Below are 14,514 nucleotides of genomic sequence, written 5' to 3'. Positions count from 1 at the left end.
GGGCATCTTCACTTCTTGTTTCACTACCAATGAGCGGATGCACTGAAATAAAAGAGCCCGCCGTCGACACCGTCGACGCTGCTTGCAACAATCTCGGAATAGCCGAGGTCGGCGCTGATATTGCCGCCGGAGGTCCGGACGCCGAACGTCCAACTGGCGAGATCGCCGCCTGATATATCGAAGCGCTGCTGCGCGTAAATGTGGCCGTAATCGAAGCCGAGATAGGGGCGCAGCTCGCCGAACGCCTTCGCCGCCGCGCCGCCGCCTTGGTTGGACCCCGTTCTCCAGACGATCTCGTTGTGGCTGAACATGCCGTTATTGCCGTAGAGCACGCTTTCGCGCGTGCCGCGGACATTGCTGTAGCCGCCAAGCGAGATCTGCTCGGCGCCAAGCAGATTGTCGGGGGAGTATTGACCGCTGATGAGCGAGGTCAGCTCGAACTGCCGGCCGGCGGCCTGGAACGGCTGCGTCACGCTCACGGTGGCGTTGAATTTTGAAAATCGCGGATCGGCGTTGCCGGCGCCGGGATCCCCCGGCTCCACCGCATCGAACAGGCCAAGCCCCTTGTCATAGCTGGCGTCGAACATCCAGACGCCGCCGAACATGCTGCGGGAATGGGAAATGCCGATATCGCCGACCGTATAGCGGCGGCTGCCGACCTCGATCAGATTGCCGAGCAGGAAGTTGTTGGTCTGCTTGTAGGTCAGGCCGCTGCGGACGGTGGTGATCGAATCCTTGTCGCGGAAGACGACGCGATCGATGCCGACACCCGCCTGCCCCGAATTGCCGGAGGTTTCGAGCGTGCTGAAGTTTCCTTCGACGGCGCTTTCATACTGGTACCAGGAGCCGTTCAGCGAAACGGTGGAATAACCGTAGGGGACGCTGACGCTGCCGGAATAGCTGTTGCCATAGCCCCTGCCGTCATTGCCCCAGGGATAGTCCGGTCCGCTATGTTCGTAGGAGAAATTCCACTGATCGTTGATATCGAGCACATCGTCGAAGCCGAGCGACGTGGAGCTTCTGGAAAAACCTGTGCTTTCCTGCCCCATATTGTTGTTGCTGAAGGAGACGTGCCAGGGCCGGCCCGAGCGGTTTTCGATATTGAGGATGGAGGTTCCGTCCTTGGGGCCGGGAAGCATGGCGGATTTGGCATCGTTGGCCTGCAGCCGGTTCATCTGGTCGAGCCCCTGCTCGATATCGCGGATATTGACGACCCGGCCGATCAGGCCCGGAAAGGCCGTCGCTAGCGAACCGCTGCCGGCGACCTTCTGGCCATTGAGATAGATGTCAGAAAGCGTGCCTTCGACGACGAGCAGGCGGAGAATCCTGGTCTTGCGTATATCCTGCTGCGGCACATAAGCACGCGAGGTCACATAGCCATGATCGATATAGAGGTGCGTGACATCCCTGAGAACCGCATTGATCTCGGCGAGGCCGACGCATTTGTTGCCGTAAGGTGCTGTCACCTTGCCGATCTCCTGCGCCGATAGCAGGGTTGCCCCATCGATCTCGACGCGCGTGATATCGAAACAGGCACCATTTCCGGGGGCTGCGGGCAAAGATCCGTTTTCCCCATCCGCGCCGCCGCCCGGCGTGGCACGGCGAAGCGCATCCAGCCGCTGCTTTTGCGCCTGTTCTTCCTGGCGGCGCGTGAAATCATCCGCAGGCGACTGCGCGAAGGCGGGCGCGATGCTCATGCCGAAGATGGTGCCGGCGACCAGGATGGATCGAATTTCTGCGGTCATTTCGAAATTCGGCTACTTCACTGAAATGGACTGGAGTTCGTCGAGGGCCGGCTTCAGCCCTTTCAGCGAAAAGCGAATATTGACGTCCTGGCCGTTCATCAGCCGCACCAGCCCTTCGGCGGTCGCGCCCTTCTTCAAGGCCGTCGTCGTCTTCGTATCCAGCGCCAGTTGCGCCCAGCATCCGGCCTCGTTGCAATTGCGGTAGTCGAGCTTGGCGACCGGTTTGCCGTCGGCCTTGATCGACAGGCCCGAAGGCAGGAAGACGTTGAGGGGCAGAAGGGCGGTCAGCACCAGCCGTGACTTGCCTTTCTCGCCCTTGCGCTGGGAATCGGCTGGCGCAGTTGATATCGCCAGCGTGAGCACATTGACGTTCTTGCCGTCCTTGGCGACTTGCGCCACCTGCGCGACTTCGCATGCCGCACCGCTGGTGCAGCGATAATACCAGTCGTCGAACTTCCGGGATTTTATGGCAGGCGCCGGTTGAGTCGGCGCCTGTTCCGGCGCTTTATCGGCTGGGACAGGCGATTGCGAAAAAGACGGATTGGCACAAGCAACAACGATCAGAACGGCGGCGACAGTCCGGCCGCCCCGTTTCGTGCCGCTTTTCAAAAAACGTCTCATGGAAAATGCAAAGATTTCGATCAGGTGGAAAGCCATGTCGCTACAACTGATTTTGCCTGTGGTTCTCGCACACCGGCAAATAATAGATTCATGAAAAAGGCTCAGAGAGCGAGACCAATCATCGGCTCGATGACTTCATAGCAGATCTTGACGCGATACATCGATAGGTAGTGTTTGCCTTACCTCGATTTACGCTCGTTTTCGGAGAGTTGTGTGGTTAGTGCAACACATGCGCTAACACTTGCTACCCTCCGTACTTTGATGCATCAGGCATTCGATTTCCTCCAACCGGCTGCCCAGGCTTCAAATTCCAAGCAGAACCACCGTTCTCCATACTGGGGGCTGATCTTCGTCTGTGAGTAGTATCCCTGCCACGGCAAGTGGAAAATGCGCTCGCCCGTGTCGATGCTGATGTTGCCCTTGATCTTGCATGATTGTCCGGAGCCGCCTGAAGCGCTCCATGGGGCTAGAAAATCGCTGACGATCATGCCGCCGGCAGCACCAAACGCAAGCGCGCCGATGACCAAGCCCGGCGCCTTGAACAGCACCGATTTCTTCTGCGGATCGCGAACCCTTACGCCTGCCCCAATCTCCGCTATTCGCGCGAAAGATCCTCAGCTCACTCTTCGTATGCGCGCCAGGCTGCAGGGATTCCCTGACTGGTGGAATTTCATCGGAGGCAAGGATTCGAGCGCTAGCCAAGTCCGGTAGCGAACGCTCGCTGGAGCCGTGGCGACCTTAAGAACCTTCCGAATGTGCGGTCGGTCACGATGGCCTGCTGCCGGTTTCATAGACATCGAGTTAAGGTGTTCCTCCTGAAACCGGAGAGCATGAATGCAAAGACGAATATTCAGCCGCGAGTACAAGCTTGAGGCGGTGAAGCTGGTCAGGGAGCGTGGGGTTGCCGTTGCGCAGGCTGCCCGTGATCTTGATGTCCACGAGAATGTGTTGCGCAAATGGGTTCGGGAATACGGCGACGATCCCAGCCAATCCTTTCCTGGAAAAGGGCAAATGAAGCCGGAGCAGCTTGAGATCGAGCGGCTCCGTCGTGAAGTCGCAAAGCTGAAGGCAGAGCGCGATATCCTAAAAAAGGCCGCAGCCTACTTTGCCAGGGACGCGATATGAAGTTCGCGTTCGTTGCAAAGCACCGCTCGATCTGGCCGGTGGCATGGCTCTGTGAAGCGCTGGGAGTTTCTCGTTCAGGTTTCCACGCCTGGTTCAATCGTTCTCCGAGCGAACATGCACGCCATGACGAGGTCCTGCTGGAAAGGATCAAGCAGAGTTTCCAGTCCAGCGACCGCACCTATGGTGCCCGACGGGTCTGGCACGATGTGCTGGAGGAAGGGTTATCCTGTGGCCTCCATCGTATTGAGCGGCTGATGCGCTTGAATGCGCTCAGGGCAAGACCGAGGCGGCGTGGCTTGCCAAAGGATGCCGGTGACCGTGCCGTCATCATGCCTAACGTGCTGGACCGCCAGTTCGTGGCAGACCGTCCGAACCCGAAATGGGTGGCTGACTTCACCTATATCTGGACCGCGGAAGGCTGGCTGTATGTCGCAGCCGTCATCGACCTGTTCTCACGCCGTGTCGTCGGCTGGTCGATGAATGCCAACATGACAGCCCAACTCGTCACAGATGCGCTGATCATGGCGATATGGCGTCGAGGAAAACCAGATGCTCTGCTGCATCACTCCGACCAGGGCAGCCAATATACCAGCGAGCAGTTCCAGCGCCTCATGGGAGATCACGGCATCACCTGCTCGATGAGCCGCTCTGGAAATGTCTGGGACAACGCTGCAATGGAGAGCTTCTTCTCCTCACTGAAAACGGAGAGAACGGCACGGAAGGTTTATCGCACGAGGAATGACGCCAGAGCCGATGTGTTCGATTACATCGAGCGCTTCTACAACCCGAAGCGTCGCCACTCGACACTGGGCTATCTCAGCCCCAATGACTTTGAAACAAAGGTGGGATTAGCTTAACCTCGTGTCCGATAAACCGGCAGCAGGCCAGTCCCGCGAATCCGAACTTCCGGGCGACCCATGCGCGAACTCGTCTCCCCTACCCGTCGGGAGCCGGAACTCGGCGTCGCGGTCGGCCAGCCCGGAAAGATCGGCGGACAGGTCGAATACCTGCTGGGCGACGAGATGGACGACGTCGCCTTCACGCTGAATTCTCCCGTTGATCGCTATCATCGATGCACCGAGGACGACGCGACGGCGCTGCTCGAAGAGCTTGGGCCAGACGACGACGTTGGCTGGCCCGGTCTCGTCCTCGATCGTCATGAAGATGACGCCCTTGGCGCTGCCAGGTTTCTGCCGGACAAGGACAAGGCCAGCCGTCATCAACCAGCGGCCATCCCGTGCATTCATGGCTTCCGCACAGGTGGCGATCCGGCGCTCCCTCAAGTCCTTCCGAAGGAAGGTGACAGGGTGTTCGCGCAACGTCAGCCCGATATGACCGTAATCCTGGACAACGTTATGCCCTTCCGTCATCTGACGGAGAGTGACCTCGGGTTCCTGCTGCTCGGCGATCGCCCTCGCCTCTCGTTCGGACGCCGCGGCGAAGAGCGGGAGGGGTTCGTCACGCAGTGCCTTGATCGCCCACAAGGCGTCCCGCCGCTGAAGTCCCAGGGACGGCAGGAAGGCGTCGGCCTCGGCGAGTTCGACCAGAGAAGCCGCCGGAACCCCGGACCGTCGCCACATATCGTCAACGCTTTCGAAAGGTTGGTTCATGCGGGCGGCCACGACGCGCGCGGCATCGGCAGCGGCCAAGCCGCGCACCATGCGCATTCCCAGGCGGACAGCGTGATGGTCGGTATCTCCGATACGCTCAAGCGTACAGTCCCACCGAGAATTGTTGATGCAGATCGGTCGAATCTCGACGCCGTGGTTCCGGGCGCAGCCGACGATTTGCGCAGCGGCGTAAAATCCCATCGGCTGCGAGTTCAGCAGCGCCGCGCAAAAGACGTCCGGGCAGTGGCATTTCACATAGTTGGAGGCATAGGCGATCAAGGCGAACGATGCCGCATGGGATTCCGGGAATCCATAGCTGCCGAATCCCTCGAGCTGGCTGAAGGTCTTCTCGGCAAACTCGGCCGTGTAGCCGTTCCTGATCATGCCTGCGACGAGCTTGTCCTTGAAGCGGGAGACGCCGCCGGTGAACTTGAAGGTGGCCATGCTCTTGCGAAGCTGGTCGGCCTCGCCACCGGTAAATCCGGCGCAGACCATCGCGACCTTCATGGCGGACTCCTGGAAGAGAGGGACGCCGAGTGTCTTGCCGAGAACAGCTTCGAGCTCCGGCGTCGGGTAGACGACCGGCTCCTTGCCCTCCCGGCGGCGGAGATAGGGGTGCACCATATCGCCCTGTATCGGACCGGGCCGGACGATCGCCACCTGGATCACGACGTCATAAAAGGTCCGCGGCTTCAGGCGCGGCAACATTGCCATCTGCGCCCTCGACTCGATCTGGAAAGTGCCGAGGGTGTCGGCTTTCCTGATCATCGCGTATGTCGCCTGGTCTTCCTGAGGGATGGTGGCGAGATCAAGATGCTCGTCCTTGTGTTCTCGGATGAGCGCGAATGCCTTCGCCATGCAGGTCAGCATGCCGAGCGCCAGGACGTCGACCTTCATGAATTTGAGCGCCTCGACATCGTCCTTGTCCCACTCGATCACTTGCCGGTCGACCATCGCGGCGGGTTCGATCGGAACGAGATCGTCGAGGCGGTCGTGCGTCAGGACGAAGCCACCTGGATGCTGTCCGAGATGCCGAGGAGCGCCCATGAGCTGCTGTGCAAGCCTAAGCGTCAGCGCGAGGCGGCGGTCTTCCGGGTTCAAGCCCTGATCACGAAGACTGCGATCACTGACCAGCTCTTCCGACCACGCCCACATGCCTGAGGACAGGGCCTTGATGAGGTCCTCAGGCAAGCCGAGCGCCTTGCCGACGTCGCGGATGGCGCCCTTCGCCCTGTAACGGGTCACCGTCGAACAGAGAGCGGCCTTGTCCTTCCCGTAGGTCTTGTAGATCCACTGGATGACCTCCTCGCGCCTCTCATGTTCGAAATCGACGTCGATGTCCGGCGGCTCGTCGCGCTCCTGGGAGACGAAGCGCTCGAACAGGAGATCGTTGGTCGAGGGGTCGATGCTGGTGATGCCGAGGATGTAACAGACAGCGCTGTTGGCGGCCGAGCCCCGCCCCTGGCAAAGGATGCCTTGCGACCGGGCGAAGCGGACGATCGAGAACACGGTCAGGAAGTATGGGGCGTATTTCATCGTCCGGATGAGATCGAGTTCGTGACGGACGATTCTGAGAACCTCCGGCGGCAATCCTTCCGGATAGCGGTTGGGCACGCACTCCCAGACATAGTGCTCGAGGGATTCCTGCGGGGTCTTGTCTGGGAGGATCGCCTCCTCGGGATATTGGTAGGTCAGCTCCTCCAGCGAGAACCTGCAGCGGTCGACGATCTCCGTCGTCCGCGCCAGCGCTTCCGGGTAGCGTGGAAACAGTCTCTCCATTTCTTCCGGAGGCTTGAGGTAGCGGTCGGCATGGCGCTCACGCTCGAATCCGACGTCGTCGATGGTGGTGTTGTTTCGAATGCAGGTGACGACGTCCTGGAGATGCCGCCGGCCCGGCTCGTGGAAGAGGACGTCGTTGGTGACGACGGTGCGAACCCTGAACTTCGTCGCCATATTCGACAGCCCGTGCAGCCGCATCTGATCGTTGGGGCGACGCCGCAGCGAAAGTGCAACGTAGGCGCGATCGCCGAACAGACCGGCGAGTTTGCGAAGCTGGACGGCGCAGGCGTCGTCCGGCAGGTCGGGAACGAGGACGGCTAGCAGTCCTTCGGCATAGAGGGCGACGTCCTCGAGCGACAAGATGCAGTTGCCCTTGCCGCCCCTGCTCTTTCCAAGCGTCAGCAGCCGGGTCAGCCGGGAGTACGCGGCGCGGTCGGTCGGATAGACGAGGATGGACATCCCGTCGGTCAGATCGAGCCTGCATCCCACGACGAGGCGGACGCCCGTGGCGCGGGACGCTTCGAGCGCCCGGACGATTCCTGCCAGCGAATTGCGGTCGACGACGCCGATCGCCTCGATGCCGAGCTCCTTCGCCGTCGCGAACAGTTCGTCGGCCGAGGACGCGCCGCGAAGGAAGCTGAAATGCGTCGTGACCTGGAGCTCGGCGTATCTCATCCGAATATCCCATGCATGAACCACTTATGGGAGCCCGTTTCGGGGTCGATGCCGTCGCCGGAGCGAAAGATCCAATATCGCTCGCCGATCTCGTTTTCGATAACGAAATAGTCGCGCACCGCCTCGAGTTCGCTGTCGCGCTTCCACCATTCGCCGAAGACGCGCTCCGGTCCGTCCGCGTGTTTCACGCGATGACGCTTGCCGCGCCAGGTGATGCTGGCCGGCGGATGATCCGGCAGCAGGGCTATTGCCTCGATCCGATCGGGACGCGCGAACAGCCGCACCGGCCGTCGCCAATGGTGGACCCAATCTTCCGTCACGTCCTCGCCGACCGCGGCGATACGCTGGATGCTACGCTCCGGAACGTCGGACGCGACTGGCGCGACCCGGTAGACGCGCTGGCCTCGATTGCCGAGGACGTCGATCAGAGGCGTGATGTCGGCGTCGACAAGCGAGGAGGCCTTCTGCGTCTCTGCGAGCGATTCCGACATCACGGCGACGAGGGTCAGCTTTTCGATCCCGAAACCCGGCTCGATCGTCTGCGTCCGGTCACGGAACAGTTTCGTCAACCAGGCAACGTCTCGCACGGGCTTGGCGGTTCCCCCTCTGATCGCCTGTCTGGTCCCGTCGACCTTCTCGACGATGAGATCGGTCCGGCGGACACCAAGACCCTTCCGTTGAAGTTCGGCGACGAGCTGAACAATCAGTCGGCCGACATACTTGTCGATCGTTTCCGCTGCACCTATCGGCTCGGCGAACGATCGAACGACCTCGACGAGCTCTGGGCTACGGATTGGATCTATCGGTTCGGAGACGCGACCGAACATCTGGTCGAGACGCCGTCCGACTTCCGGGCCGAAGCGAAGCGCCAAGGGAGCGCGCGGCGTCGCCGACAGATCGCCGATCGTCCGGAAGCCGAGCATGCGCAGATCACCGACGATCTTCTCGGGTAGCCGCAGCAATGAGATCGGAAGGCGTTCGACGGCCCGGATGGTCTCGCCGGTTGATCGCACGGGCACAGGCATGAGCCGCGCCCCAGGTGTCCGCTATGGCGACCCGTGCCGTCAGGCCCTTGGCGCGGAAGCGGTTGGCGATGCTCGTCAACATGCGCTCCTCGCCGCCCTGCAGATGGTCGCCACCTTCCGTGTCCATGACCATGCCGTCCGGCGCGTCGACGGCGACCATCGGCGAATACTGGCTCAGCGCCCACATGGTGATGCGCTCGAGCGCCGCTGCGTCGGCGGCCGGATCGGCGTCGATCATCCGCAGGCTCCGGAAGAGTGCCTGCGCCTTGGCGGCCGGCATGCCGACGTGGATTCCGGCCTTTCTGGCCGCGGCGTCGGCGGCCGAGACCCAGCGCTTGGAGCCGCTCTTCGAAACGACGGCAATCGGCTCAACGGGAATAGTGGGATCGGCCCGCCTGATCCTGTCGGTCGGCAGATCGGGAAAAAATATCGATACGACCCTTGGCATCGCAGGCTCCTACTTCGAACTCAGCGCACTCACCCGCTTTCACCCTCATCAGTTCCAGAAGCCACCTCGCCCGCCCGATGCCTGGAGCCGGCAGTTCCTCGCTTGGAATGACGCTCACCCTCCAGCGCGTGGTCGCGGCCGTCGGCTATCCGAAGTCGCTGGCCTCGGTCTGCCGTCGCCACCGTCGCACCACGAGCGCCATCGTGCCGGTCTTCTCGGCAGCAAGCTGCAGCCGCCGCGACGCCGCCATAGGCAGGCGGACGATCTCGCCCACCACCGCGCCAAGGCCGCCATACGAGAGGCCCTCCTCCATATTGGCAAGGACGTCCTCCTCTTTGTCGGACTCGACGAAGACGACCCGGTTCGGATGCAGGCCCGCTTGCGCCAGGGCCGGGAAGAACAGGTCGGGACGTGTCAGGCACCAGACGATCTTGCCTTTGGTGCGGGCGGCAATCCCGGCCACGAACAGGGCGGCGGCCGCCCCATCGACGGTGCCGGCCCCGCCGCCAGCGCACTCGTGCAGCGCCCCATAGGCCAATCCACCGCCCGGAAGCCGCCCGTCGATCTGGGCCACGCCGAAAGGCAAAACGCCTCGCTTGCGCTGACTGGCGCTTTCCAGGTGCGCAATCTGCTCGCGCAGGCCGTCGAGGACGGCGTTGGTGGCGACGGCTGAGTTCATGATCTCCCTTTGACGGCAACCCGTTTTCAGCTTGAGAAACAGCAATATGTTCTGTATTTGTTCTCATAGAATAAATGAGTCAATGCGCTTGTAACCCGCTGAAGTTGAGCACGAGTGCAAAGCAGAAAAATCGCCTGCGGATTCAATCGGATGACGAGGAAGGAATATTTTCGGATGCGCCGAACGCGGCCTGTGGACGATGGGGTTCCGAGACTGAAGGATCACAAGGTCCCGGTGATCGAACTCATCTGTCGTTTCTGCGATCGCCATTGCGCGCATGAGCGCAGGCTGTTGGTGAAAGCGTTTGGCGCAAGCGTCAGCTTCGCGGAAATCCGCCGACGCATGGCGATGGGCTGCGAACGGATGCAGACGTCCGAGGGTGACAGGTGTGGAGCACATTTCCCATGTTTGGGTAATGGTCTCACTGATGGAAACTAGAAGATGACAGGTGAAGAAAGCAGCAGGCGGCCGCGCAAGATCGTGCATGTCGACATGGACGCCTTCTACGCATCGGTCGAGCAGCGTGACAATCCCGAGCTGCGTGGCGTGCCGGTTGCCGTCGGCAGTCCTGCTGCCCGCGGAGTGGTGGCGGCCGCCAGCTATGAAGCCAGAAAGTTCGGCGTTCATTCCGCCATGCCGTCGGTGACCGCACAGCGGAAATGCCCGGACCTTGTCTTCGTCAAGCCGCGCTTCGATGTCTACAAGGCTGTCTCGCTGCAGATAAGGACGATCTTTGCCGAGTACACGCCGATAATCGAGCCATTGTCACTCGACGAGGCCTATCTCGATGTCACCGAAAATCTCAAAGGCATGGAGATCGCTACCGAGATCGCCGCGGAAATCCGTGCCAAAATCAAAGCGACCACGGGGCTCACCGCCTCGGCCGGCATTTCCTACAACAAGTTCCTCGCCAAGATGGCATCCGACCAGAACAAGCCGGACGGCCAGTTCGTCATCACGCCGAAGAACGGTTCGGCCTTCGTCGAGCGCCTGCCCGTCAAGAAGTTTCATGGCGTGGGGCCGGCGACGGCCGAGAAGATGCATCGGCTCGGGATCGAGACGGGAGCTGACCTGAAGGAGAGAACGCTCGACTTTCTCGTCGAACATTTCGGGAAGTCAGGACCGTATTTTTATGGGATCGCTCGCGGAATCGACGATCGTCTGGTCAGGCCGGACCGCGTGCGGAAATCAGTCGGTGCGGAAGACACGTTTTCGCAGGACATCCATTCCTTTGAGCCCGCGCGCGAAGGGCTTCAGCCGCTGATTGAGAAGGTCTGGGGCTACTGCGAGGCCAATGAAATAGGCGCGAAGACGGTGACGCTCAAGGTCAAATATGCCGACTTCAGTCAGATCACTCGCAGCAAGACAGTTTCCTCAGCGCTGTCAGCGATCGTCGATCTCGAGGAGATAGTCGCTCTGCTTCTCGCGCCTATCTTCCCGCCCCGCAATGGCATACGCCTGCTTGGCGTCTCGCTGTCTTCACTGGACCGGCGAAGGTCTGAAGTGACGCCGCAGTTGCGGTTCTTGCTTTAAACGGTGTGGACACTTGCGCGAACCACGCTTGTTTCGTTCGTCCAGAATCTGTTGACAATCCCAAATATGAGAACATAATAAGAATATCAGCGACTACAAACACCAATCTGAATAATTGCACCAGGAGACGACGATGCTGAAGCATTCGCACGCCGGCGAGGTTATGCGTGAAAAATCTAAACTCAGGGTGTCTCCCTTCTCTGGTTTATATTGGAGCACGGCCATCCCACTGAAGGCGGAAAGCGCACATAGGAACCTATTGACAGCGATCGAGGGCCGCATAGGCACGGAGCTTTTCACCGCGATAGCCTATGATCGCACTTCAGGTGCGCCATGCGCCTGCTTTGATATCGCGGTCGACGCCGCTTCCGGAGACGCCTGCGGAATCTATCGCATCCTGATCGTCGAGGCAGGTGTAGAAGAGACATTCGACATTGCGACGCCGGCGATCTGGTGCCAATGCGAGAAGCCCGAAGACATGGTTGGCAAGGTTTATAAACATCTGACTGATATGGGGTTCTTTGAGGATCTTTACTGGCATGTTGAAAACTCGATCCCACGGCAGGTCCACTGACGCTACATGATGGCAGCTTGAAGGGCTAAATTGGCCTCGCGGTCGAGTTGACGATTAGATCCTCCGGACCGTTTCTATTCCAAGAAGTTCAAGACCCTTTCCGATTGCCCGCGACCAGCTTGCAAACTGGCGAGACGTCAGGGCAGATCCTCTGCCTCGACACTGGCAGTCCATAACGGATCCGATTTAAGCAACTTTAGCGAGTGAAATGGCGAATTTTTAACGCCCCACTGCTATCACCGTCGTCATTGTAATGACGGATCGACACATGCCGCGAAGAATTGATCGCAAATCTCAGGGTCACGCTTGGCGTGGTCGTGAGCCTCATATTCTTTGCAGTCGGATGATCGTCGGTGCGGGTGCAGGGCGCCGTCGTTGCGCCGCCGCATGAACTCCCTCTGCCGACTTGAAGACAGGATATTCCATGATTGGGTCACTTTTGGCCATTGCCGTCGATGCAGCCGCGGCAGTCGTGCGGTCGCCAGGGCGTTCATCCCCTCGGCTGCGGAAATCGCGTATCGAACAAAGTATCGCTTTCACTTGCTGCTTGCTGTTCAGCCTGCCAGCAATGGCGGAGCCGTGGCAGGCGATCCCGGATAGACCAGACACTCAATATCTAGTCGATTCCGCCCATCGTATTGGCGACCATGTTTATCTGGTTCATCGAGCGTCCCCACCGGACGCCTTCTCGAAATACACAGCCGCCGTCGAATTCGACTGTGGGAAACATGCAATGCGCACATCATGGGCCGATCTCAGTTATGGCCGGATGAATACCCGTTTCTATAGCAACTCAGCTCGCGGCTATACCCCGGTACAGTTTTCCGAGGTGGACGCCACCCCGCAAAACGAGAGCTTTTATCGATGGGCCTGCAGGTTGCCTCTTCCAAAAGAGCGGTTGGTGAACGCGAGACTCAGGGACGATGATACCTTGATCCAGGTCGACGTCAGCAGTGTCAAAAGAATAGGCGAAAGCGTGTTCCTTTGGACCCGGTATGATTACCCTGAAATCCATCTCGATCCTCCATATGACGCTCCTTTCGATTCAAAGCGTGAGTTCATCAAAGTGAATTGTGCCGCAAGCAGTTATCGGATCCTACTCGGTTACGATTTTACGCCCGAAGGGGCGATGACGGACGGAATGACCGAACCTAGTGACGAAGATTTGCCGTTCACCGCGAACGACGACTATGTGCTCGCAATAAAGGACGTTGCTTGTGACAGCTCGCTCGATCCGATCAAATTTGCGGGGATCGGTGGGAGCCCCATCAGACCGAAAGCCTCGCTTCCGAGGGACCAGAATTTTGAAGATGTGGCGAATCCCCCCGCAGTGATTGCCGCGGCAGCTAAACTCCAGTCAATCCTGCCGCAAGGGCCGATGGCGGCATCAGCCAAGATTGCAGTAGAGATTCAGAACAGCAAACATCAGGGCGACGGCTCTGTAGTGAAGATCATAAAGCCGAGCCAGAACGGAACTGTTCGCGTTCAGGAGATCTATAGCCCCCAGTTCACCGTGGACCGAGAATGGCTCGGTCCTGTGCAGTTGAAATCAAAGATGAATTCGAGCCTTTCGGGAGATAGGGACGTCACGATTACCCAATCATTGGCGGTTGAGGCCCCGATCTGGGCGCCCGATGCAGGGATTGTGTTCCAGACGGAAATGTTGACAGGGCGCAAATCGACAAAGTCCGACACGTCGTGTCATCTCGGCCAGCCGGTCGAAGCCGAAACAGTCCACGCTTCGCTTAAGGGCAAGGCTTGGCCGCTGAATTGCCACTACGATAATGGGAACAAGGACAATGGGTTCTATATCGAAGAGCTTCGCTATTACCTCGCCACCCACAGTGAATCAGAATACGGGATTTCCGACTACGTTATCAAAGGCACAGAGGTCGAACGCTAAATTTTCTGAGGCGATATAAGCCGCACCGTTCAGGACGCTGATCGGTTGTGCCCGCAGTAGAGGTCTCCGATCGCTTGTTCAAGAAGGCCGACAAATCCAGGAGCTGCTCGGACATCTTTCTGCGAAGGAGGCCACGCACTTTCTTCATGCCGGATGCGAGACGGCGGAGGTTTCAGCGACGCCGCGGTTGCGACTGCCGCCTGCCCCGCGGGAGCGGCCGCAGAACGTGGCCGGCCCAGCCCTGAGAATTGCTTATGACGGTTTTTTTGCACATACCCTCAATCTTCCGGATCAGGGACGGAGCTTCCGGATCAGGGACGGAGCGTGTCCATGGGTTAGTAGGAACTCTATGGTCTCTTGATCCCAGCCCTCCTGTCTAAGCCACTCATGCAGTTCGTCTACCGTCTCAAAAACAGGACTGATGGGAGTGCCATCACTAACGTTTTCATAGACTTGATATGAGGAAAGAGAGGCAGGGTCGGTATAATAGAGCGGCTCAAGGTGGCCGCCCGCCATGACCTCCCCCTCCTCATCGACGGGGTGCCTAAAACCGGGTGGAACTCTCACGATTTGTGTGCCCATTCTGCCTCCTGAACCATGGTCTCTTGATATCGGGTTTTGCCAAATTCCATTTCCTACGGCAGGCACGTTCATGCATTCACGTTCCTCGACCGAACTGCCGTCTCCAACACGAACATAGGCACGGAGACGGGATCAACCCCGGCACCAAGGCCGCGGCGTCGGCGGGCAACGTGTTCCTGTGCACACGAACGGTACCGCAAGACCTTCCCGGATCA

Annotated in this window: 10 protein-coding genes and 2 pseudogenes; 5 read left to right on the top strand and 7 right to left on the bottom strand. The window is 59.6% G+C overall.

Annotation, left to right across the window (positions count from 1 at the left end; all coding sequences use genetic code 11):
- Positions 1 to 23 precede the first annotated feature (23 nt).
- The 3 genes from CUJ84_RS30875 to CUJ84_RS30865 form a co-directional block, all read right to left on the bottom strand.
- Complete coding sequence (locus tag CUJ84_RS30875; protein ID WP_105009417.1) at positions 24 to 1,745, bottom strand: ShlB/FhaC/HecB family hemolysin secretion/activation protein; 1,722 nt, start codon at positions 1,743 to 1,745, stop codon at positions 24 to 26.
- A 12-nt stretch (positions 1,746 to 1,757) separates the two neighbouring features.
- Positions 1,758 to 2,366, bottom strand: coding sequence for an invasion associated locus B family protein (locus CUJ84_RS30870; RefSeq protein WP_105009661.1), 609 nt, complete (start codon positions 2,364 to 2,366; stop codon positions 1,758 to 1,760).
- Between the two features lie 266 nt (positions 2,367 to 2,632).
- A complete protein-coding gene (locus CUJ84_RS30865; protein WP_105009416.1) occupies positions 2,633 to 2,956 on the bottom strand; it encodes a sunset domain-containing protein in 324 nt (107 codons plus the stop codon).
- Positions 2,957 to 3,200: 244 nt separating this feature from the next.
- Here CUJ84_RS30865 and CUJ84_RS30860 point away from each other — a divergent pair.
- A protein-coding gene (locus CUJ84_RS30860; protein WP_105009286.1) for an IS3 family transposase occupies positions 3,201 to 4,348 on the top strand; the annotation gives its coding sequence in 2 pieces (ribosomal slippage) (positions 3,201 to 3,450 and positions 3,450 to 4,348; 1,149 coding nt in all).
- On the opposite strand, the gene CUJ84_RS30855 is transcribed toward CUJ84_RS30860, so the two are convergent.
- From CUJ84_RS30855 to CUJ84_RS30845, 3 genes and pseudogenes are all read right to left on the bottom strand, one after another.
- Positions 4,340 to 7,555 (bottom strand): error-prone DNA polymerase, encoded by a 3,216-nt coding sequence (locus CUJ84_RS30855; protein ID WP_105009415.1) that lies wholly within the window; start codon positions 7,553 to 7,555, stop codon positions 4,340 to 4,342. The genes CUJ84_RS30860 and CUJ84_RS30855 overlap by 9 nt on opposite strands.
- Positions 7,552 to 9,028, bottom strand: a pseudogene (locus CUJ84_RS30850) (Y-family DNA polymerase). The gene CUJ84_RS30855 and the pseudogene CUJ84_RS30850 overlap by 4 nt, the downstream one beginning before the upstream one ends.
- A pseudogene (locus CUJ84_RS30845) lies at positions 8,949 to 9,707 on the bottom strand (ImuA family protein). Before CUJ84_RS30845 ends, CUJ84_RS30850 begins: the two co-directional pseudogenes overlap by 80 nt.
- 174 nt (positions 9,708 to 9,881) lie before the next feature.
- Here CUJ84_RS30845 and CUJ84_RS38975 point away from each other — a divergent pair.
- The 4 genes from CUJ84_RS38975 to CUJ84_RS30825 all read left to right on the top strand — a co-directional run bounded on the left by CUJ84_RS38975 (position 9,882) and on the right by CUJ84_RS30825 (position 13,717).
- Positions 9,882 to 10,145 carry a hypothetical protein gene (locus CUJ84_RS38975; RefSeq protein WP_105009414.1) on the top strand — a complete coding sequence of 88 codons (264 nt, stop codon included), beginning with the start codon at positions 9,882 to 9,884 and terminating at the stop codon, positions 10,143 to 10,145.
- Positions 10,146 to 10,148: 3 nt separating this feature from the next.
- Positions 10,149 to 11,240, top strand: a complete 1,092-nt coding sequence (dinB, locus tag CUJ84_RS30835) for a DNA polymerase IV (RefSeq protein WP_105009413.1) — start codon at positions 10,149 to 10,151, stop codon at positions 11,238 to 11,240.
- A gap of 133 nt (positions 11,241 to 11,373) precedes the next feature.
- Positions 11,374 to 11,814 carry a hypothetical protein gene (locus CUJ84_RS30830; protein ID WP_105009412.1) on the top strand — a complete coding sequence of 147 codons (441 nt, stop codon included), beginning with the start codon at positions 11,374 to 11,376 and terminating at the stop codon, positions 11,812 to 11,814.
- A 424-nt stretch (positions 11,815 to 12,238) separates the two neighbouring features.
- A complete protein-coding gene (locus CUJ84_RS30825; RefSeq protein ID WP_158686980.1) occupies positions 12,239 to 13,717 on the top strand; it encodes a surface-adhesin E family protein in 1,479 nt (492 codons plus the stop codon).
- Positions 13,718 to 14,008: 291 nt separating this feature from the next.
- On the opposite strand, the gene CUJ84_RS30820 is transcribed toward CUJ84_RS30825, so the two are convergent.
- Positions 14,009 to 14,299, bottom strand: a complete 291-nt coding sequence (locus CUJ84_RS30820; RefSeq protein ID WP_105009410.1) for a hypothetical protein — start codon at positions 14,297 to 14,299, stop codon at positions 14,009 to 14,011.
- Positions 14,300 to 14,514 lie beyond the last annotated feature (215 nt).

Origin of the sequence: Rhizobium leguminosarum (genome assembly GCF_002953715.1) — a bacterium.
Taxonomy (GTDB): Bacteria; Pseudomonadota; Alphaproteobacteria; order Rhizobiales; family Rhizobiaceae; genus Rhizobium; species Rhizobium leguminosarum_V.
Note: the sequence above shows the minus strand (reverse complement) of the source record. Positions and strands in the feature narration are given on the sequence as shown.

Coding starts and splice junctions, on each gene's coding strand:
- CUJ84_RS38975 (WP_105009414.1), top strand. CDS start 9,882: ATGCGCCGAACGCGGCCTGTGGACGATGGGGTTCCGAGACTGAAGGAT.
- CUJ84_RS30830 (WP_105009412.1), top strand. CDS start 11,374: ATGCTGAAGCATTCGCACGCCGGCGAGGTTATGCGTGAAAAATCTAAA.
- CUJ84_RS30870 (WP_105009661.1), bottom strand. CDS start 2,366: ATGAGACGTTTTTTGAAAAGCGGCACGAAACGGGGCGGCCGGACTGTC.
- CUJ84_RS30855 (WP_105009415.1), bottom strand. CDS start 7,555: ATGAGATACGCCGAGCTCCAGGTCACGACGCATTTCAGCTTCCTTCGC.
- CUJ84_RS30820 (WP_105009410.1), bottom strand. CDS start 14,299: ATGGGCACACAAATCGTGAGAGTTCCACCCGGTTTTAGGCACCCCGTC.
- CUJ84_RS30825 (WP_158686980.1), top strand. CDS start 12,239: ATGATTGGGTCACTTTTGGCCATTGCCGTCGATGCAGCCGCGGCAGTC.
- dinB (WP_105009413.1), top strand. CDS start 10,149: ATGACAGGTGAAGAAAGCAGCAGGCGGCCGCGCAAGATCGTGCATGTC.
- CUJ84_RS30875 (WP_105009417.1), bottom strand. CDS start 1,745: ATGACCGCAGAAATTCGATCCATCCTGGTCGCCGGCACCATCTTCGGC.